This window comes from Bacteroides galacturonicus (assembly GCF_003096855.1).
In the GTDB taxonomy this organism is placed as follows: Bacteria; Bacillota; Clostridia; order Lachnospirales; family Lachnospiraceae; genus Lachnospira; species Lachnospira rogosae.
This window is the reverse complement of sequence record NZ_QEOA01000003.1, coordinates 59,487-80,034: the sequence shown is the minus strand read 5'-3', so window position 1 is coordinate 80,034 and position 20,548 is coordinate 59,487. Positions and strand designations below refer to the sequence as shown.

Here is a 20,548-nt window from a genome sequence, read left to right as displayed (position 1 = left end):
AATCAAAGAAAGTAAATATTATTGACAATATTTTATAAATCTTACAAATGCCTCTCTTCCATTATCGTCTGTCTTGTATACACCGGCACATTCAAGCACCTGCACAAATACCTTGCCAATTTCCAATCTGATTATCTCATCAATATTATCTTTACTTATATTATAATTGTCTTTCCAGCTATCAACCCATTGTGCGTGCTTTTCAATTTCGCTGATTAAGCGGACATCTTCATTATTTAACAGAGCGTTTTTTAAAATGCCCATTTCCTTATCAAGTCTTGCTGGAAGTATAGCCATTCCCATAACCTCAATAAGACCAATATTCTCTTTCTTTATATGATGAAGATTTGCTGATGGATGATACACTCCCCATGGACACTCATTTGTAGTAATATTGTTTCTTAATACCAGATCCATCTCATAATTATCACCTTTCTGCCTGCATATCGGAGTTATCGTATTATGCTGTTCACCATCTGTATTGCAATATATAAATGCTTTTTCATCAGTGTAATTCTTCCATTTATCTAATATATAATCACAGGTATTAACAAGGCTGTCTTTATTATTACTGCTAAGCCTTATTACTGACATAGGCCAGTTAAGAATTCCTGCATTAACATCACTGAATCTATCCAGCTTGAATGTATACACATATTCTGCTCTTGCCATAGGAAATTCATAAGCACCGCCCTGAAAATGGTCGTGACTTAATATAGAACCTCCTACAATTGGTAAATCCGCATTAGAACCTAATGTATAATGCGGAAACATATCTGTGAATTCAATAAGCTTTTTAAATGTGCTTTTATTAATCTTCATAGGAATATGCTTATCATTAAACACTATGCAATGCTCGTTATAATATACATAGGGTGAATATTGCATATAGTATTTCTCACCACTTAATTCAAGCGGTATAACTCTTAGATTCTGCCTTGCAGGATGTGATAGATTTCCCGCATATCCCTCATTTTCCTTACACAAAAGGCATTTAGGATATCCGCTTGCTGCAAACTTTCCTTGTTTTATTATATCCTTAGGGTCTTTCTCTGGCTTTGACAGATTAATCGTTATATCTATAATTCCATATTCTGAATTGTACTTCCATTTCTGGTCTTTCTCAATCCTGTCACACCTTATATAATTGCAGGCTTTATTAAGTTCATAGAAATAGTCTGTCGCAAGCTTTGGATTATTATTATAAAGCTCCTTAAAATGCTTTCTTACAACTGAAGGCATTGGTGTGACAGCACCCATTACCTTTGTATCAAACAAATCCCTGTTAAGCTGCGTATCTTCTATAAGTCCATTATCAACTGCTATTTTAAGGCAGTCCGACAGGATATCTGCTATTGGTCTTGTGTTATTCAGCTCCTGCACACCTGAATTCTTAATTATCTCACTATCTTCTGCAAGTCCGTTTTTTTCAAAAATATCCAGCAACCTGTTTACTATAAATATCTTATCATCAGCTTCTATCAGTTCATTCTCTGAAGCATAATTGACAAGCTCTGATATAACCTTGTCTATATCTGGAATATTTTCCGTACCTTCCTTGGCATCACTACTCATTATATTGTCTGATTTCTTCATATCTTCTAAATTTCTCATATTATTCTGACACCTCCGCAATGTCTGATTTGTAATATCATACTTGCACCATCACCAAATATTTTATCCATATTTCTTCTGTATTCATCTATAGCAGTATCCTTGACAATTGCAAGTATTGTACCTGCGAAGCCACCTCCGTGAACTCTGCATGCACCATTATCACCTAAGAATATTTCACTCATCATAAGTCCAAGTGAAACGCCCTGATTGGCAGTATCTTTGGTTGAATATATATTTTGAAGATATTTGTAAGATGAATCACCAGACTTTGATACCAGCCTTAAGAATTCATCAATATTTCCAGATATAAGAGCATTTACTTCATTTTCTACTCTCTCATTTTCCGCTATAAAATGAACTGCTCTTAGTATGCTCCTGTCACCGAACTTCTCCTGTAGCTCTTTAAAATTATCAAGTATATCCTTTAATGTAATGCCACGAAGAACCTCCTGTCCGAAGTAACTTGCAACTGCATTCATCTCACGGCGGATATCTGCATAATCATCTGTCAAATCCTTATGTGAACCTTTAGTGTCAGTTATGCACAGGCTGTATCCGAATTTTTTAATATCCACATCAAGCTTATTAACAACTGGATTTTCCTTATTATTAAAATCAATATAGACCATATTGCCAACCGAACATGCCATCTGATCCATAAGTCCACAAGGCTTGCCAAAATACTCATTCTCTGCCATCTGTCCGATAACTGCAATATCTTCTGCTGATATTTTTCCAGCATTATATATATGTGACTGTATTGTTCCTATAAGTGTTTCAAATGCCGCAGATGATGAAAGTCCTGCTCCCATAGGCACATCACTTGTTATAAACGCATCAAATGCTCCTGTCTTGAAACCTTTTTTCTTAAAGCCGGCAATCACACCTTTAACAAGTGCCTTAGTGGTTGAATATTCATCCTTATTAATATCCGTATCTGATAATGACACTTCTAGCATTGGATAATCGTCCGACACAATTCTTATAATTCCGGCATTAACACCACTATGCCCAGATAAACTGCCTTCCTCTGACACACTCTCCTTGGAATTCACTGGTCTTACCACTGCGATAATATCCAGATTAACAGAAGCCGCAAGAACTTTTCCATTCTGGTGGTCTGTGTGGTTACCGCCAATCTCACTTCTTCCCGGTGCACTGAATATAAGCACATCTCCTTCACCATATAACTGTGTGAAGCGGTTCAGAGCATTAATATATCTTTTCCTCTGGTATTCAAGCTGGCTTTCATCAATATATAGATCCTTTAATATATTATCAATACCGCCCGAACTAATTATGTCACTGCTTATCATCTTCTACCTCTTCCATAAAGTATAATCTCGCTGCAAAATCTTGAAAAAATCGGACATTCTCATTGTAGCCTGTTGCACTGAATGCCTGCTTTAACCTGACACCCGAATACATAAGTGTATCTCCATAAGCTATGTAATCTTCTGTTTCACCATCCATTTTCTTAAGCTTCGATAGTATATCCTGTAACATAGAACCCTGCTTAATATGTATTGGCGATACCATATTAACAAGCTCACCGAATTCTTTAATATCATATTGAAGCTTTCTGTTGTAAAAATGGTATTTCTTAGCTTCATCAAGACCTTTAGCCCTGTAACAGGCATACTGTGTGTTAGGTATAACGTGTTTTTGCATAATTAATCCGACAGCTTTCTTCTTATCCGTTGATACTACTGTCCATTCTGCCCTGTTGCCTTTACCATTATTTAATACACTGGCATTACCTGCATTTTCTTCTTCAAAGCTTTCTGTCCTGTAAAATGTACCAGTAAAGAATACATTTCTTAACTTCTTGTACAGTTCAATCTGACATTTCACAGCATTTAATTCCTCTTTATTCATATCACACATATTACATTCATATCCAAGAAGCCCAAATGCCGCAACTGCAAATCTGCTCTCTAACGGCATATTTCTTAATGTCTGATGATTAGGGCTTGCCGATACATGGGCTGAAATACACGATAACGGATAACCATAGCTGTAATTATACTGAATCTGTGCCCTGCAAAGTGCATCTGTATTATCACTTGCCCATATCTGCGGAAAATAGCATAACATTCCCAGATCAAACCTGTTGCCGCCTGCCGCACAGCCCTCAAATAATATGTCAGGAAATCTATTAGTAAGCTCCTTCATACATCTGTACAAGCCGCACACATATCTATGCGATACTTCCTTCTGCCTTTCAGGTGGCAGATTTTTAGAATAATAATCACTGAATATTCTGTTCATATCCCATTTTACATAAGATATATCTGCTGATGAGAACACCTCACTCATCTCCTCAATTATATAGTCCTGAACAGCTTCATAGGTTAAATCAAGAATTCTCTGGTTCCGTCCCTCTGAATGTTCTACATCTGGTATTTCAATTACCCATTCAGGGTGTGCCTCATATAATCTGCTGTTCACACTCACCATCTCAGGCTCAACCCATATTCCAAATTTAAGCCCGGATTCTTTTATCTTATCCGCAATGCCAGCTATTCCATTTGGAAGCTTTCTGCTATTCGGTGTCCAGTCACCTAATGAACTTGTGTCGTCATTTCTCTCACCAAACCAGCCATCATCCATAACGAACAGTTCAACACCTGTATCCTTAGCCGCCTTTGCAAGCTTCACAAGCTTTCTTTCATTAATATTAAAATATGCCGCTTCCCAGCTATTAATAAGAACTGGTCTTTCCTTGTCGCGCCAGATTCCACGCACAATATGCTTTCTTACAAACTCGTGCATATTATGACTCATCCTGTTATAGCCTTTGTATGAATAGGTAAGCACTGCCTCTGGAGCTTCAAAGCATTTTCCTGCTTCAATAATATAAGAAAATGTAGCTGGATTAATTCCCGATACAAGCCTTAATTTACCATATGAATTAACCTGTGCCGCTTCATAATGATTGCCGCTGTATATAAGATTAAATCCATAACATTCACCATAATCTTCTGTCGTTGAACTTCTTCCTATCATAAAAAAAGGATTAGCTCTGTTTGATGATGTTCCTGTGACCGACTCATTTACATACTTACCGGCACGAATGGGTATTCTGCTTCTATTCATCTCCCTTGCCCACGCACCATTAAAAAAAGACAATTCATAATCACTCTCGTTTAAATCAAGCTGCATACTCATTAATCTTTCAAGCCTTACGCTCTCATTTCCTGAATTAACAAGCTTGGCACTTCTTGTTATAATGTCACATTTTTCATATACATAATAATGAAGCTCCAATGTGAGATTATAATTCCTGTCCTTAAGATAGATGACGAGCTGTTCAACCTCTCCATTATCATCATAAGACCCCGGAAGCGTATCGTATTCTTCCTTGCCCTGTATAATCTCTGCCCTGTCAAACACCATATCCGTTGTACTGCTTCCATTAGGATATGTGACTTCGATAAAAGGCTCTCTTATATCGCCTTTTCCCAATGATGACATTTCAAGGCACACATCTTCCAGCGAATAAGACGAATAATCTTTATTGTATACATTAGTATTACCCGGAATAAATGTATGCTTCTCTGTCATCACAGCCTCATTGGCGTGTAACTTTCTTCCATAATACAAATGCTCTAACTGCCCGCTTCCAAGCACGGCAAACGCATAAGATGTATTGTCAGTATCAAGCACATACATATTATTATTAATCGTTATCATTAATGGCTCTCCTTAATTCTTTCCGATATCTCTTCCATTTTCTGCTCTGTTAAAATGTACTTTCTGTGGAAGTAAAATACTGCAATAAGCAGACCTATTACCGGAATTACTGTCATTGTCATTCTAAGTCCTACTACCGAACCACCAGCCACAGCATCTGTCACCACATCTGTATTACTGCTTAACCTGCATACTGAAAGGCATATTGACACAACTAATGCGGCTATACCTGAAGCAAGCTTTACAACAAATGTCTGCATTGAAAATATAACGCTCTCATCTCTTCGCTTATTCTTAAATTCGCCATAGTCAACCGTATTCGCCAGAAATATAGTCGTTAAGACTAATAACATTCCATTTGCTGCAAATATGAAAAATGCTGGAATAAACAAAATAAACACACTCGACATTGATGTGAATATAAGAATAAATAAAACTATATAACCAGCAATAGCCATAACAAAGCTTACATAAAATATCTTTATTGTGTTCAAAAACTTTCTAAGAAGCGGAAACAATACCATCATTGATAATATCTGTATTGCACCACCAAATGTATTAAATAGTGTATAGCCGTTGTACCAGTCTGCACCGCCAAAATCATATTTAAAGAAATATATGACAAGGTTAGAAGTTATGTACACAGATGTATTAATAAGAACAATTGTTATAACTACTGTAACAGCCTGATCATTCTGAAAAAGTGCCTTGAACATCTGCTTTACTGATACTGTTTCAACATCAACTGTTGATTTTTCCCTAATATTAAAGCAGGTAATAAGTATTGCAGCAAAGAACAGTATTGATATTATAAGTGCAAACCATTTAAAACCTGCATATTCATTGCCCTTTCCAAGCATATATACACACTGCATTGTAATAATTGTAACAAGTGCTGAACCTACACCTGCACAGGAACGTGCCATTGTTGACATATTCTCTCTTTCCTTGCCGCCCTCTGTAAATGCAGGTATCATTGACCAATAAGGAATATCCATCATTGTATAAGTAACGCCCCACAAAACGTAAGTTACTGCGGCATAAGCAACAAGTCCGCCGCCATCAAGTGTTGGTGGTGCAGAGAACATCAGAAACAATACAACAGCATTAAGCAATGTTCCAATAAACAGCCATGGTCTGAACTTTCCCCATCTGGTTCTTGTCTTTGCAACAACTACACCCATTATAGGGTCGTTAAATGCGTCAAATACTCGTGCCGCAAGAAGTATAATCCCCATTGCTATCGCACTAACCCCAAGTATATCCTGATAATAATACAGAATATAACTTGCACAAAACATATAAACCATATCTTTGCCAACTGCACCTATGCCATAAGATGCCATTTCTTTCTTATTAAGCCCCATACGCTACCTCTTTTCTTTCTATATGTCTGATTTCTTCATATTTTTTAAGTGTCTGATTACTGCACGCCGTATTAAATGTCTGATTTCTTCATATTCACTGCTAATTTGACAGCCTCATATGCACCATTATATATACCCATCTGTTTATTCTTCTTTATGTTCTTACACATATCTATAATGTATGTATCATCTTCCATAAACAGCTTTATCATCTGTAAAGTATGAGGTATATCCCTGCACTCAAGTGTTCCGTCACCTATCTCTGCTGAATGGACTGCACCCCACTGTTCGTGTCCACCAACTCGCTTTATAAATAACTTTGGCACTGGATAGAATGCTAATTCACTTGGTTTGGTAACAAGCACATCTGCACTTCTCATCAAAAGGTTAGTACAATACACTGCCTCGAATATATTCTTGTGATAAAAGCCGTGGATACCTGTTATATTATCAGATGTGTCTTCACTTGAATTATCTGCTGTAATATTCTTAGAATTATCATCTCTATTGTTATCTGTCACTACATCAGAATTGTTTATCTGGCTGGCTGATAATGCCTTCGTGGCAAATGCCTTCGTATCTTTCCAGTTGTCAAAATGCTCAGTTGCCAGTTCTCTCATCTGTGGGATATCTCTTATAAGTTCGTCCCATACATTTTTATAATCACCAACATTAACGTATAACACTGCCTTATTCTTCTTAATATAAGGAATAAGGTATTTAATTATATGGGCAAATATCTCTTTCTGTGCACCTGCACCACCAATTGTAAGCAGAAATCTCATAGGCTTTCCGTTCTGTTTTCTTGCTATTCTTGCATTGCAGTCAGCCTCAATATTAGTTACAAGCTCGTGGTCGATATAATGTCCTGTGTATACAAGACTATCTGCTGGCATTTCATTTAACACCTTAATGCCGGACATTCCATTAAGTATCCTGTAACCCTGATAAGCATAATGTGTCTGGACTGTATGAATACTTCCTTCTGACAAATGCAATGCCATTGGCCAGTTATCCGGTATTGCATTAACAACATTTTTCATACCTGCGTGTACTGCCGCCTGTGCCGGCCATACATGAGTTGCAATAACCGGAATATTCTTAGGAACATTCTTATATACAGGTGCCATAAGCTCTGCATTCTTCTGGTCTGAAGCGTTATAGGGAAGCTTCCTGAAGCCCTCGTAATTCATTGGTTCCCACACCAGTCTGTTAAACAGCCTGCTCTTTTGTGATAACCTTGAACCAAGCGAATACAGATCGTTCTGTGCCCTTATAACTTTAGTACAGGTTGTATTATCGTAAGAATTAAGATCCATCCAGTAAGGAACATATCCAAGTGCATTAGCCGCTGAAGCAATCGCCATTGATATTCTGTAATGTCCAAAACCCATTCTTATATTGCCAACTATAATACCTTTATCAGTATCAAATTCTTCTTTATTACCGTTAGATACGCTTGCAGGCTTATCTGCAACCCTCACATCATACACGCCAAGCATATCACCTATGTATTTGTTCTTCTTTATTGTCACCTTATAGTCGGCATTGCTGTCATCACCATATTTTCTTGCGTATTTTTTTTTGGAATTAATAGCTTTTCTATATGCCTTTCTATCAATTTCATTGTTAAATATAACCTTTGATTTGTCCTGCATTATATATTCCTCCTTTTTATTTTCAATGACTTTCCTTAACTGCCACGCCATCTAATAATATTCCCACAATCTCATCAAGTCCCTGTGTATATGTCATTCCTGCCCTTATAAGAATGTCTCTTTGGAAAAATTGTTCTATTGATGCCTCCATCATCATCTTAAACATCAATACATTAACTGGTCTTATCACTTCTTCCTCAATCCCCTGTTCCAAAAGCTTAATCGTTGTCTCCCATCCATTCTCCAGACGTTCTTCAACGTGTCTGTATATCTCCGGGAATTTGTCCTTTAACATATATAATTGTCTTAAATCAATATCTTTATAACTCTCAGGCATAACTCCAAGAATACGTCTTATCTTCTCAATTGTTGATAATGTATTATCTTCAATTATCTCTGATTCGCTCTCTTTAATCGTGTCAAACAGATAATCTACCATCTCCATAAACAGAGTGTTCTTATCTTTAAAAATTGTATATATTGTCTTCTTACTCATTGCAAGAATAGATGCAATATCGTCCATTGTAAATTTAAGGCCTTTTTGATTAAATGCCTGTATCGTTGCCTGTAAAATCTTCTCTTTATTATTCATAATGCTCCTTTTAATGTTGTGTATCAGTGACGCTTATAAAACAAAAAATCAAGGAAACTATTTCTTCTGTTTTAGTTTCCTTGATTGTATCACATTATTTTATTGGGTACAATTGCTATTTTTATATAATCATTTTGAATATTTTTAGTAATTTTGTACAATTTATTGTATATTTTGCAATATAGGTCGATATATTTTTAACACAATAACGCATATAATTGAAAATATCTGAATATTATCATCTCTATTTCCTATATCTTTTAAATCTTCTTTTGATATAAATAGATTACGCTTATGACATTTAACAAAATTAGCTAACGGATCAATATGATCTGCCTCACCCGCATTATTCTGCCAATTATCACCGTACGTTTTCTTAGCATCACTTTATTTTTTCTTAACTAATCCAGTTTTTTCTGTAATGTACTGATCAATTCCTCAATAACAATTGGTTTGGTTAAGAATCCATCCATACCGTATTCCAGTGCTTTTTTCTGTCCTCATCAAATGCATTTGCAGTCATGGCAAAAATGTTGATTCCAGCCAGTACCGGATCATTCAGAGCGCGTATCTGCCTGAATCTGGCCAATAGCAGTCATCAAGGTATCTCTGATATCTGACATGAACATTGGTTTTGCACAGAAAGCAGTCTACAATATTTTTTATTACTTCCTCATTAGGTGGAACTCACCATAAATCATACATTTTCATTGTTTCTCTATCTCGATATTCATGCTTCTCATAGTATCCAATCAGCTTGCCACTATCTCTAAGTGCCACCATATATACATCTTTATTCTGCTTCTCATTATGAAATGTATACACAATATTATGGCTTTCGTCCTGTGCAAACCATTCTGTCACCTGTCTTATCTTTTCCTGTGATTCCTTATTATGACATTCCAGCAAGCTTCTGCCAATCAGCTTGTCTCCGCCACGCTTTCCATAATTAACAACCGCAGCAGGATTCATATATATTATTTCATGATTAAGATTGCATATAACGACTGCGGCTCTATCCTGATCTATGATACTTTTAAAATAACTTATATTAATCTCATTATGGTTCAGTCTACTTTTTAACTCCAAAATATCATGCTTTATTTGTTCAATGACTATCTTAAATTCCTCATCGCTTTTTCCAGTTGGATCTTCAAGTCCCCAATTATCATCAAATGGTCTGCCTGTAAATGGACAACCTACATTACATCCCATTGATATTGCAATATCCGGATCTGGAATATCACTAACCAGCTTACTGAACTGTCCTTCTGCTTCCATATCTATATTATATAATTCCTTCATAATACGGACAGCATCCTGATTAATCTGTAGTTTTGTTTCTGTACCCGCCGAATAACTTTGAAACACATCTGATGCCAGATGTCTTCCAAAAGCCTCAGCAATCTGACTTCTACATGAATTATGAACACAAATAAAAGCTACTTTTACATTACTCATAAAATGGACACCTCTCCTTTATACATTGCTCATTAAAATCTGTGAATCCACATTGCATTTGTTCGTATTGCAATGTTACTCCATAATGAGTATTCACATAATCAATACCATTCTTAAATGCTATCATTGCATCTCTCTTGCAGCATCTTGGTCCGTTTATGGTTCCTAATTCTCCAATTGCTTTCGAGGTAAACTGCATATGATTTCCCCATGTTCCATCCATTGAAAGCGGACCTGTTCCGTCGATGATTGCAAGTGCAGCACCTATAGATGTGATTGCTCCGCATATTCCCCATAAACCGCACATTGCCCCCGGCATCCGAAGTCCCTCTGCCATCAGCCTGTCCAATGCCTGTTCTAAGTCTATCTCTCCTCCTGCGTTTTTGTAGGCTACAAGCAAACTTGCACCATCTAATATATGGTGTTCCGGTCCATGAATACTGACATATTCCTTCTTTGCTATCTGTTTAAAAATGACAACCGGATTTGTTCCCTGTTCTTTCTTTATATCTTTTACAATCAGTTCTGCTTTTTCTCTTACTGTCATAGAAAACTTCCTTTCGTCTTATTTACAATCTTTACAAGTATTAACAGGATTCCCCCTCTAACAACAGCTATCTTTTTTGTCACAGCATGACTCACACGTCAAACTGCCAATAGAATCTTTGAATTCTATTAAAGTTTCACAATTCAAGGAATAATGGTGCCATTTGCCTTCTTTCCGGTCATTAACCAACCCACACTCCACCAGTATTTTCATATGATGAGATAATGTAGGCTGAGTAATACTAAATCTTTCCAAAAGCCTGCATCCGCATTTTTCTCCATTTGACAACATCTGCACTATTTCCAGCCTGTTTGAATCTCCAAGTGCCTTGCATATTAAAGAAACATCCGCTAATCTCATTTCATTCACCTCGTATTGATAATTATCTATGTATAAAATTAGCATATACATAGATGAATGTCAATGTATTTCGTGAAATAAAGCTCTACATTTTTATGTACAGCTTTACACCTTTAATTCCTTTGAATTTATATCTATAATTTCAACATTCATATAATCTAAGAACCTATTGATAAATAAGCATCCGCGGAAGGATTTTAAATTTTAATTTTTTTGATTATATGGAAACAGCAGATAAATATTTTTGCTGTTTCTATTTCTATATAATTTTTAATTATTTTTTTCGTGATCTTCTTAATGGATAATTTTTGTTATCCATCACCTAAATCATATCACATATATAATTTAATACCACTCTAATTATAACTAAATTTGCTCAGACCAATAACTCCTATTTCCATCTACTCAATCCCCATCACATATCCAAACATATATCATCAATAAATCCTATTCACAATAAAATAACTGTTTCGTACTCTTAGGTTTATCAGGAATACTCATTTTTAATATTCCTCTTTCAACTAATGGCATAACATATTTTTTCATAACATATGACACTGAATTTATACCTAAATAATGACAAATTTCATTTCTTGTTCTAGGTGTCTTACAGAATATAATTAAATTTTTCTCTTCGCTGCTTTCAATCATTTTATTATATTCATTTTCTTTGTATTTATATAATTTAACTATAAAGCAGCCCCTTTCGTCCAAGAATTCTGGTTCAGGTAAATTATATTCACGCATTGCCCTTCTTATAGTAGGAATACCTGAATATCTATTTTCTGTAATTTTCAACACCTCTAGTTCTGATGCAATTATTGGATTTCTCGTGTCTGGTTGTACTTTTCCCAATTGGTCTATTCTTATTCTTCCATATATTCCACCTGGATTTCTAATCTCTATTCTATTTTCAAACATAATAATCTGTATAGGCATGCCTTCTGTATGAATACTATAATCACGATGCACTAATGCATTAAGGATAGCTTCTCTAATAGCTATAATTGGATAATCTGTACGGTCTTTACATTTTCCTGTTTCAGAGTCAACTATTATATACAAGAAACTTAAATTATATTCATTAATTTAATATAATTTCATCTTTATAGCCAAGCTAACTAATCAAACAACTTAAATATTTCAGTTGTTAAGAATCCAGTATCATTCTCAAAGCAACTTTAGCTGTGATATTCATAAAGTGGGAATAATCAACTTTTGCATAGGAACATGCGTGGTAAAAGGTATTGAGGGATTTTGTGGTAATCCCAGACGAAAAGTGCTGATATAAAAATCGAATGGAATGTACAGATTCCAATGTTAGTATTGATAAAACGAGTAAAAACAAAGTATCTGCTGTTGGAGCAGAAAAAGTTTCAAAATAAAATGTTTTGGAGCAAACTCATCATACATCAGAAAGCCCTGTACGATATTTTTTTATGAAAAAGTTGTAAAGTGGTGTAAAGATTAATGATCTTTGTATTGGCACCGAAAATATATTTATTTCTCCGCGGCTTTTCTTCCAGGATGGGAGAGTGCCGCGGAGAATTTTTTGCGAAGAAAGAATTGTTATAGCTTTTGTAATTCCGAGAAAACCTTTATCTAAGAAAAAAATACAATATCAACATGAATATCATGAATATAATATTGGAGGCTGTGAATATTCCCAAATACTTCCCTCTCAGATTCCTGTTTTCTTCTGCAATATATTTGAAACTTATCAGGCTTGCCATGGATGCAATCAGAGTGCCGAGACCTCCAATATTGGTTCCGACAATTAAAGCCCGGTAATTATCTGTAAAGCCGGATAAAAGAAGCGCAACGGGAACATTGCTCATAATCTGACTGGCAAGAACTGCAGTAAGTGTTTCCCTTCCTGCCATGATTCTTTCCAGAAAACTGCTGAATTGCGGAATCCTTCCAAGGTTGCCGATAAAAATAAATAATGCGATAAAGGTGGCAAGCAGGGAGTAATCCACCCTGCTTATATTTTCCCTGTTTCTTAGCAGCATATATATAAGAACCAATACAAGAGGAATCTGGTATGGAATGATACGTGCAACAGTGAGCAGGCAGATTGTAAATAAGATCAGGTAAGCGGCCAGGTATTCCATGTTAAGTTCTTTTCTGTCAGAGAATCCCAAAAGAGTTTTATCTTTTTCTAAACCGCATACGTGAGGTGCTTTGGCAGCGGCTACCTGTATCCATATCAGAAGAAGGATAAGTGCTGTGGCGGAATAGGGAAGCATCAGGGTTATTAATTCTACCGCGGACATCCCTGCTCTGGCATATAGATAAAGGTTCTGCGGATTTCCGATGGGTGTGAGCATGCTTCCGAGATTAGCAGCGATTGTCTGCATGGCTACTATTTTAAGAAGCCAGTAATTGCCAGGTTCCTTTGGCAGTTTATGCACAATGATCAGTGCAAGAGGAACAAAAGTAATCAATGCCACATCATTGGTGATCACCATTGACAGGAAGAAACATAAGAGTACCAACAGCCTGATCACACCCACAGTTCCCGATGTTCCCATCAGCAATTTTTGGGCAAGTATATCAAAAACACCAACAGCCTTCAAACCAGCTACAATTGCCATCAAACAGAAGAGGAGCCCGAGAGTCCCGAAATCGATATAAGTAAAATAAGCCTTATCCGGTCTGACCCAGAACATAGAAAGAAGCGCCAGGATCACTGCAATTGACAAAACGGTTTCTTTCCTGAAAAAAACATATAATTTTTGTAACATAATATTTCCTTTCCGGTCTGATACGACTGCGTATAAGTATATCACAGAAACATCCAGAAAAAAAGAATATCATTTTGTATTGTGGATTGTGTTTGCGATTACTGCCTCATTCCTGTATAACACCACTTTACAACTTTTTCATAAAAAATATCGTACAGGAGTTTCGTTTTGAATTAAGTCAGGGCATTCGTTTTGTGATAATCAATAATTACCTTGCCTTTTATACGATTGATGAAGAAAAACAGACTGTAATCATCGTTCGTTTTCTCTATCAGAAAAGTAACTGGACTTCCATTCTTCGACAGATTTTCCCCCTCATTTAATCATTACAGCAGTCACCAAATTCTCATACAAGCACGGATTTTGGCTCATTGCTCACATAAACTCAAAAATGCAGTACAATCATCTCAGATTGTACTGCATTTTTTGAATACAGGTGGCTTTTTCATTTTTTGTTATAACTTAATGTAACTTATCACCAGTAAACATACAACTTAAAGCCACTTTTATCCCATTTAATTTTCAAGCAATTATACTATTCGTATGATTACATTCTGTCGTGGAATGTTCTAGAAATAACATCCATCTGCTGTTCCTTTGTAAGGTCGATGAACTTAACAGCGTAACCAGATACACGGATTGTGAAGTTAGCATATTCTGGCTTTTCTGGGTGTTCCATAGCATCAAGTAACTTATCCTTACCGAATACGTTAACATTGAGGTGATGAGCGCCCTGATCGAAGTATCCATCCATAACGTTAACAAGGTTGTTAATTCTTTCTTCTTCGTTATGTCCTAAAGCGTCTGGGTTCATTGTCTGTGTATTAGAAATACCATCTAATGCCCACTCGTAAGGAAGCTTTGTAAGTGAGTTAAGTGAAGCAAGAAGACCATTCTGCTCTGCACCATAACTTGGGTTAGCACCAGGAGCAAGTGGAGTACCAGCCTTACGTCCATCAGGCATAGCACCTGTGTACTTACCATATACTACGTTAGAAGTAATTGTAAGGATAGATGTTGTTGGCTCTGAATTTCTGTAAGTATGTCTCTTCTTAATCTTCTCAAGGAATGTCTTAAGTAACCATACAGCGATATCATCAGCTCTGTCATCATCGTTACCATACTTAGGGAAGTCGCCTTCGATTTCGTAATCTACAACGATACCTGTCTCATCACGTACTGTCTTAACCTTTGCATACTTAATAGCTGAAAGTGAATCTACAACATGTGAGAATCCAGCGATACCAGTAGCAAATGTTCTCTTAACATCTGTATCAATAAGAGCCATCTCAGCAGCTTCATAGTAATACTTATCATGCATATACTGGATAAGGTTAAGTGTATTAACATAAAGATCAGCTAACCAATCCATCATAGCATCGAACTTATCAACAACTTCATCATAATCAAGATATTCTGAAGTAACTGGCTTATAAGCAGGACCAACCTGTTCTCTGTTCTTAACATCTACACCACCATTGATAGCGTAAAGTAAGCACTTAGCAAGGTTTGCTCTAGCTCCGAAGAACTGCATTTCCTTACCTGTCTGTGTAGCAGATACACAGCAGCAGATTGAATAATCATCGCCCCATGTTACCTTCATAACATCATCGTTCTCATACTGGATTGAAGATGTATCAACAGAAATCTTAGCAGCATACTTCTTGAAGCTTTCTGGAAGTCTTGAAGAATAAAGTACTGTAAGGTTTGGTTCTGGTGAAGGTCCCATATTCTCAAGTGTATGAAGGAATCTGAAGTCGTTCTTTGTAACCATTGAACGTCCATCGATACCTGTACCACCAACTTCAAGAGTAGCCCATGTAGGATCTCCTGAGAATAATTCGTTGTATGATGTAATTCTTGCGAACTTAACCATTCTACACTTCATAACGAAATGATCAATAAGTTCCTGAGCTTCCTTCTCTGTAAGAGTACCAGCTTCAAGATCTCTCTGAATATAGATATCAAGGAATGTAGATACACGACCTACAGACATAGCAGCACCATTCTGTGTCTTGATAGCTGCAAGATATCCAAAGTATAACCACTGAACAGCTTCCTTAGCGTTAGTAGCTGGCTTGCTGATATCATAACCATAGCTTTCAGCCATCTTCTTCATACCTGCAAGTGCCTTGTACTGATCAGATATTTCTTCTCTTAAACGGATAACGTCATCAGTCATTGTTCCACAACCACAGTTAGCGTGATCCTTCTTCTTTTCTTCCATAAGGAAGTCGATACCGTAAAGGGCAACTCTTCTGTAGTCACCTACGATACGTCCACGTCCATAAGTATCTGGAAGACCTGTGATGATATGGCTGTGACGAGCCTTTCTCATCTCTGGTGTATAAGCATCGAATACACCCTGGTTATGTGTCTTATGATATTCTGTGAAGATCTTATGAAGTTCTGGATCTGGTTCATAACCATAGTTCTTGCATGATTCTTCTGCCATCTTGATACCACCATAAGGCATAAATGCTCTCTTAAGTGGCTTATCTGTCTGAAGACCAACTACCTGTTCAAGCTCCTTCATAGATTCATCTATATATCCAGGACCATAAGCTGTAAGACCAGCAACAACTTTTGTTTCCATATCAAGTACGCCGCCCTTAGCTCTTTCTTCCTTCTGTAATTCCTGAAGTCTTCCCCAAAGCTTGTTAGTAGCTTCTGTAGGTCCTTCAAGGAAACTTTCATCTCCATCATATGGCTTGTAATTGTTCTGAACGAAATCTCTTACATTGATCTCTTCTTTCCAAAGTCTGCCTTTGAAACCATTCCACTGATCAAAATTTACCATTATTGGTTCCTCCTTAATAAAATAACTGTTAATTTGTATAATAGTTTGTATATTGTATACAAAACTCTCAAAAATATAAAGCGAAATGTTAATTTCTTAACTATCTCTCGCAAGGGTATATTAACACCCTTGTCAATTAATTTCAATACATTTTTTAGTTGTTTTTAGTTTTATACAATGACGGCTTAAATTAACATTTTCTTCCAAATTATGTGTCTTTACAGCGGCAGATTATTGTTTATCACGACATTTTATAATAAAATGATTTTTCATAAAATCAATTTCTCCATTTTTCTTCATACGGCTTAATTCTGCTGACATTGCACTCCTGTCAACTGAAAGATAATCAGCCAACTGCTGCCTGTTAAATGGTATATCGAACTCATCACTCCCACATTTGGCGGCTCTTGCTGATAAATATGACAATACTTTCTCCTTAGTGCTTCGTTTGGATAAATGTGTAATCTTCTCGTTCATAACCACACACCTGTCAGCAAGCATATATATAAGATTATGAATAAGCTTACTGTGGAACTGGCACGATGAACTGCATACCGTCATAACCTTGTATGTGTCAAGAAATGCAACTATACATTTATCTGCCGCAACAACCTCTACATTGGATGTCTTGTCGTTACTGCATGCATATGCCTCTCCGAATATTTCACCCGCTGACACATATGTCATAATATGCCTGTTGCCCCAGTAATCAGCCTTTTCTATGCTCACATTGCCCTGAATCACCATACCTATTTTGGATATTTTATCGCCTTCATTAAATATAACTTCTTCTTTGTCATACTCGCGAAATGTTATCTCAAGGCATTTGCTCATTCCATTAGCCTCGTCTGGTTCTATACCGCTAAACAGCCTGCTCTTTTGTATAACTCCCATATAATCCTGTGAAATGTCATATAATATTCTGCCCATATTCTTCAATCCTATTCTTCTCTATATTATTCATAAAATAATCTATAAAATCTACGGTGTCTATTCGCAGCCGCTTCCTTTTCTTTTGCACTCATTTGCCAATCTCTATCTTTTCGCACTATTAACTTAATATACTACACACCTGTACTATAACCTAGCATATCCTACACTCACGAATTCGTGCTTCCGCACTCTTTATCCTGTTTCACAGGATATTCGTTCGTTAATGGTGCAAGAAAAGTAAATGTCTGCTTCGCAGCCGCTTCCTTTTCTTTTGCACTCATTACATTATAATCTTATTTTTGTTGTATTTACAACATACTTTATTAATATTTAATATTATACTTACCAGGTAGTTAAGATATAATTCAAACTAATCAGCCAGCTATGAAAATATGGCTGAAAATAACCACAACATATACTTATTAAGACATTTTAGCGGGTCTGCAGGATAGAATCCTGTTTCACAGGATTCTCCACCTATGGCGGAACACTTTAGTGGCATCTACATTACCGCCGTATGGTGAATCTGCCCAGAGGGCTTTTTATTTAACAGGAATTTTTATCAGAATTTTCTATTAAATAAAAATACTACTATAAATAGGAGGATTTATTTGATTATGATAAGAAAGATTATAGAAATTAATGAAGAACTCTGCAACGGCTGTGGCTTATGTGCACACGCCTGTCACGAGGGAGCTATTGGAATTGTTGACGGAAAGGCTAAGCTTTTAAGAGATGATTATTGTGACGGTTTTGGCGACTGTCTGCCAGCCTGCCCTATGAATGCAATTCGTTTTATTGAGCGTGAAGCTCCTGAATATAATGAAGCTGAAGTACTTGCTAACAAAGCGGCAAGTGGAAACCAGATTAACAACTGGCCTGTACAGATTAAGCTTGTATCTCCTTTTGCACCATGCTTTAATGGAGCTGACCTTCTTATTGCAGCAGATTGTACAGCTTATGCCTACAGTACATTCCACCACGATTTTATGCGTAACCACATAACACTTATCGGATGTCCAAAGCTTGATATGATTGACTATTCTGAGAAATTAACCGAGATATTCAAGAATAATAACATAAAGAGCATAACTGTAACACGTATGACTGTACCTTGCTGTGGTGGATTGCAGTATGCAGTTGAAAAGGCTGTAGCTGACAGCGGCAAGACAATTCCTGTAAGAGTTGTAACTATTGGTACTGATGGCAACCGTGTTAATTGATTTTTCTGTAATGCTTAGTGATATAGTACAACTATAAAAATACAGGTGACGGCTATATCATTTTCCCATATCAATAAAATATATTAACCATAACTCTGCCTCTGCAAATGTATAATATCGAAATGCTTTTCCAGGTTTATAATATAAGATTGTCACACGAAACTTATATTTTAATATGCTGACATTACTCAGGACTTTTATATTTCTATGTTCTATATAATGCCAGCATATAATTTCTTGTAACAGTCTTTAATTATTTTTTATTCTCCTATATTCCCAATTATATCCCTCAATGGCACATTTTCTGCCTCACATATGCTCTTAATAGTTTCATATTCAGGATATCTCTTAACTTTGCCATTAGGAAGCGTACACACCTTTACGTCAATTTCACCATATGGTGTACTGACTTTTTCAATTTTTCTTGGAAGAATTGTTCTCTTCATTGCACAACGTCTTATTCCTATTGTCGTTGTTTCCTCAAATATGATATTTTCCATAGTCGTAATATCTTCCTTGCAGCATATTACAACAAGCTCATATGCAGGTCTGTTCTTTTTCATATATATAGGAAGAAAATGCACTTCTCTTGCACCCGCCTTATACAGGCGCTCCATAGTGTATCCTAATATCTCTGACGAACAGTCATCAATATCCGTTTCCAGCTTATATATTAAGTCAGCATTTTCGTCTAAGCTTTCACTATTACTCTCAATAAGCATTGCCCTTAATACTCCCGGAAGCTCATACTCTCTCTTGCCTGCACCATATCCAGTCTTCTTTATTGTAAAATGCTGTGGAAGTGCTGTATCTGTTCTTACAGCCGCTACAATCGCCGCTCCCGTTGGCGTTACAAGTTCGCCTTTAATATTGGTATTGCTTAATTCTATATTATAAGCTGATGTTATATTAAGAACCGCTGGCACTGGTACTGGAATTATTCCGTGCTGGCACCTTATTGTTCCAGTTCCCTCGCTGATACCTGGAACATACACCCTGTCTATATGCAGGTTATCGAAGCATACAGCAAACGCCACTATATCCACAATCGAGTCTACTGCCCCAACCTCGTGAAAATGAACATTTTCAATATCTGTAGCGTGTGCCTTGGCTTCTGCTTCTGCTAATATTCTGAATATTTTCTTAGCAAGCTTTTCTGCATTCCCAGTAAGCTGTGTCTGCTCTATAATAGAATATATTTCTTTCAGCCCCCTGTGGCTGTGATGTGCTGAATGAGTATGCGAATGTACATTTTCAAAATTGTGTGTATGCCCTTCGCCATTAAGATGTCCATACAGATATTCCATATCGTGGTCGTGGTTTTCGTGTCCGCTGTCCAGCACTACATTAAAATCACACGAATCTATACCATTCTTTTTAACTCTTGTTATCTTAACCTCATAACCTGTCAGAGGCATAGTTGCAAGTGTTTTTAACAAATATTCTTTATCCGCTCCGGCATCAAGAAGTGCCGCAACAGACATATCTCCGCTTATTCCTGAATAACATTCAAGATATAATTCTCTCATATATGTATAACCTCATTT

General features: G+C 36.5%; 15 protein-coding genes. 1 reads left to right on the top strand and 14 read right to left on the bottom strand.

The window, feature by feature from the left end; all coding sequences use genetic code 11:
- Window positions 1–18: 18 nt before the first annotated feature.
- The 13 genes from C7390_RS03210 to C7390_RS03135 form a co-directional block, all read right to left on the bottom strand.
- Complete coding sequence (locus tag C7390_RS03210) at window positions 19–1,614, bottom strand: UDP-glucose--hexose-1-phosphate uridylyltransferase (protein ID WP_318295545.1); 1,596 nt, start codon at window positions 1,612–1,614, stop codon at window positions 19–21.
- A complete protein-coding gene (locus C7390_RS03205) occupies window positions 1,611–2,933 on the bottom strand; it encodes a galactokinase (protein WP_116443599.1) in 1,323 nt (440 codons plus the stop codon). Before C7390_RS03205 ends, C7390_RS03210 begins: the two co-directional genes overlap by 4 nt.
- Window positions 2,920–5,313 carry an alpha-galactosidase gene (locus C7390_RS03200; protein WP_116443598.1) on the bottom strand — a complete coding sequence of 798 codons (2,394 nt, stop codon included), beginning with the start codon at window positions 5,311–5,313 and terminating at the stop codon, window positions 2,920–2,922. The genes C7390_RS03205 and C7390_RS03200 overlap by 14 nt, the downstream gene beginning before the upstream one ends.
- Window positions 5,313–6,680: a glycoside-pentoside-hexuronide (GPH):cation symporter gene (locus C7390_RS03195; protein WP_116443597.1), complete on the bottom strand. Its 1,368-nt coding sequence runs from the start codon at window positions 6,678–6,680 to the stop codon at window positions 5,313–5,315. The genes C7390_RS03200 and C7390_RS03195 overlap by 1 nt, the downstream gene beginning before the upstream one ends.
- Window positions 6,681–6,751: 71 nt before the next feature.
- Window positions 6,752–8,338, bottom strand: a complete 1,587-nt coding sequence (locus C7390_RS03190; protein ID WP_116443596.1) for a DUF6937 domain-containing protein — start codon at window positions 8,336–8,338, stop codon at window positions 6,752–6,754.
- A 22-nt stretch (window positions 8,339–8,360) separates the two neighbouring features.
- Window positions 8,361–8,930, bottom strand: a complete 570-nt coding sequence (locus tag C7390_RS03185; protein WP_022503028.1) for a TetR/AcrR family transcriptional regulator — start codon at window positions 8,928–8,930, stop codon at window positions 8,361–8,363.
- A 687-nt stretch (window positions 8,931–9,617) separates the two neighbouring features.
- On the bottom strand, window positions 9,618–10,391 hold the full coding sequence (locus C7390_RS03175; RefSeq protein ID WP_116443595.1) for an arsenate reductase/protein-tyrosine-phosphatase family protein: 774 nt from the start codon (window positions 10,389–10,391) through the stop codon (window positions 9,618–9,620).
- A complete protein-coding gene (locus C7390_RS03170) occupies window positions 10,384–10,938 on the bottom strand; it encodes a DUF5714 domain-containing protein (protein ID WP_090139625.1) in 555 nt (184 codons plus the stop codon). Before C7390_RS03170 ends, C7390_RS03175 begins: the two co-directional genes overlap by 8 nt.
- A 57-nt stretch (window positions 10,939–10,995) precedes the next feature.
- Entirely contained in the window at window positions 10,996–11,298 is a 303-nt protein-coding gene (locus C7390_RS03165) for an ArsR/SmtB family transcription factor (RefSeq protein WP_082437091.1), read from the bottom strand.
- Between the two features lie 447 nt (window positions 11,299–11,745).
- Window positions 11,746–12,237, bottom strand: a complete 492-nt coding sequence (locus C7390_RS03160) for an ATP-binding protein (RefSeq protein WP_318295570.1) — start codon at window positions 12,235–12,237, stop codon at window positions 11,746–11,748.
- 659 nt (window positions 12,238–12,896) lie between these two features.
- Window positions 12,897–14,045 (bottom strand): SLC13 family permease, encoded by a 1,149-nt coding sequence (locus C7390_RS03150; protein WP_116443593.1) that lies wholly within the window; start codon window positions 14,043–14,045, stop codon window positions 12,897–12,899.
- A gap of 547 nt (window positions 14,046–14,592) precedes the next feature.
- Entirely contained in the window at window positions 14,593–16,845 is a 2,253-nt protein-coding gene (gene pflB / locus C7390_RS03140) for a formate C-acetyltransferase (RefSeq protein ID WP_055175785.1), read from the bottom strand.
- A 231-nt stretch (window positions 16,846–17,076) separates the two neighbouring features.
- Window positions 17,077–17,775 (bottom strand): Crp/Fnr family transcriptional regulator, encoded by a 699-nt coding sequence (locus tag C7390_RS03135; protein WP_318295544.1) that lies wholly within the window; start codon window positions 17,773–17,775, stop codon window positions 17,077–17,079.
- A gap of 620 nt (window positions 17,776–18,395) precedes the next feature.
- Here C7390_RS03135 and C7390_RS03130 point away from each other — a divergent pair.
- Entirely contained in the window at window positions 18,396–19,001 is a 606-nt protein-coding gene (locus tag C7390_RS03130) for an ATP-binding protein (RefSeq protein ID WP_055175791.1), read from the top strand.
- Between the two features lie 260 nt (window positions 19,002–19,261).
- On the opposite strand, the gene larC is transcribed toward C7390_RS03130, so the two are convergent.
- Window positions 19,262–20,530, bottom strand: a complete 1,269-nt coding sequence (gene larC / locus C7390_RS03125) for a nickel pincer cofactor biosynthesis protein LarC (RefSeq protein ID WP_116443591.1) — start codon at window positions 20,528–20,530, stop codon at window positions 19,262–19,264.
- Window positions 20,531–20,548 lie beyond the last annotated feature (18 nt).

What these genes read in the sequence shown, in the direction of transcription:
- C7390_RS03210 (WP_318295545.1), bottom strand. Translation starts at nt 1,614, where the DNA reads ATGAGAAATTTAGAAGATATGAAGAAATCAGACAATATAATGAGTAGT.
- C7390_RS03205 (WP_116443599.1), bottom strand. Translation starts at nt 2,933, where the DNA reads ATGATAAGCAGTGACATAATTAGTTCGGGCGGTATTGATAATATATTA.
- C7390_RS03200 (WP_116443598.1), bottom strand. Translation starts at nt 5,313, where the DNA reads ATGATAACGATTAATAATAATATGTATGTGCTTGATACTGACAATACA.
- C7390_RS03195 (WP_116443597.1), bottom strand. Translation starts at nt 6,680, where the DNA reads ATGGGGCTTAATAAGAAAGAAATGGCATCTTATGGCATAGGTGCAGTT.
- C7390_RS03190 (WP_116443596.1), bottom strand. Translation starts at nt 8,338, where the DNA reads ATGCAGGACAAATCAAAGGTTATATTTAACAATGAAATTGATAGAAAG.
- C7390_RS03185 (WP_022503028.1), bottom strand. Translation starts at nt 8,930, where the DNA reads ATGAATAATAAAGAGAAGATTTTACAGGCAACGATACAGGCATTTAAT.
- C7390_RS03175 (WP_116443595.1), bottom strand. Translation starts at nt 10,391, where the DNA reads ATGAGTAATGTAAAAGTAGCTTTTATTTGTGTTCATAATTCATGTAGA.
- C7390_RS03170 (WP_090139625.1), bottom strand. Translation starts at nt 10,938, where the DNA reads ATGACAGTAAGAGAAAAAGCAGAACTGATTGTAAAAGATATAAAGAAA.
- C7390_RS03165 (WP_082437091.1), bottom strand. Translation starts at nt 11,298, where the DNA reads ATGAGATTAGCGGATGTTTCTTTAATATGCAAGGCACTTGGAGATTCA.
- C7390_RS03160 (WP_318295570.1), bottom strand. Translation starts at nt 12,237, where the DNA reads ATGCCTATACAGATTATTATGTTTGAAAATAGAATAGAGATTAGAAAT.
- C7390_RS03150 (WP_116443593.1), bottom strand. Translation starts at nt 14,045, where the DNA reads ATGTTACAAAAATTATATGTTTTTTTCAGGAAAGAAACCGTTTTGTCA.
- pflB (WP_055175785.1), bottom strand. Translation starts at nt 16,845, where the DNA reads ATGGTAAATTTTGATCAGTGGAATGGTTTCAAAGGCAGACTTTGGAAA.
- C7390_RS03135 (WP_318295544.1), bottom strand. Translation starts at nt 17,775, where the DNA reads ATGGGCAGAATATTATATGACATTTCACAGGATTATATGGGAGTTATA.
- C7390_RS03130 (WP_055175791.1), top strand. Translation starts at nt 18,396, where the DNA reads ATGATAAGAAAGATTATAGAAATTAATGAAGAACTCTGCAACGGCTGT.
- larC (WP_116443591.1), bottom strand. Translation starts at nt 20,530, where the DNA reads ATGAGAGAATTATATCTTGAATGTTATTCAGGAATAAGCGGAGATATG.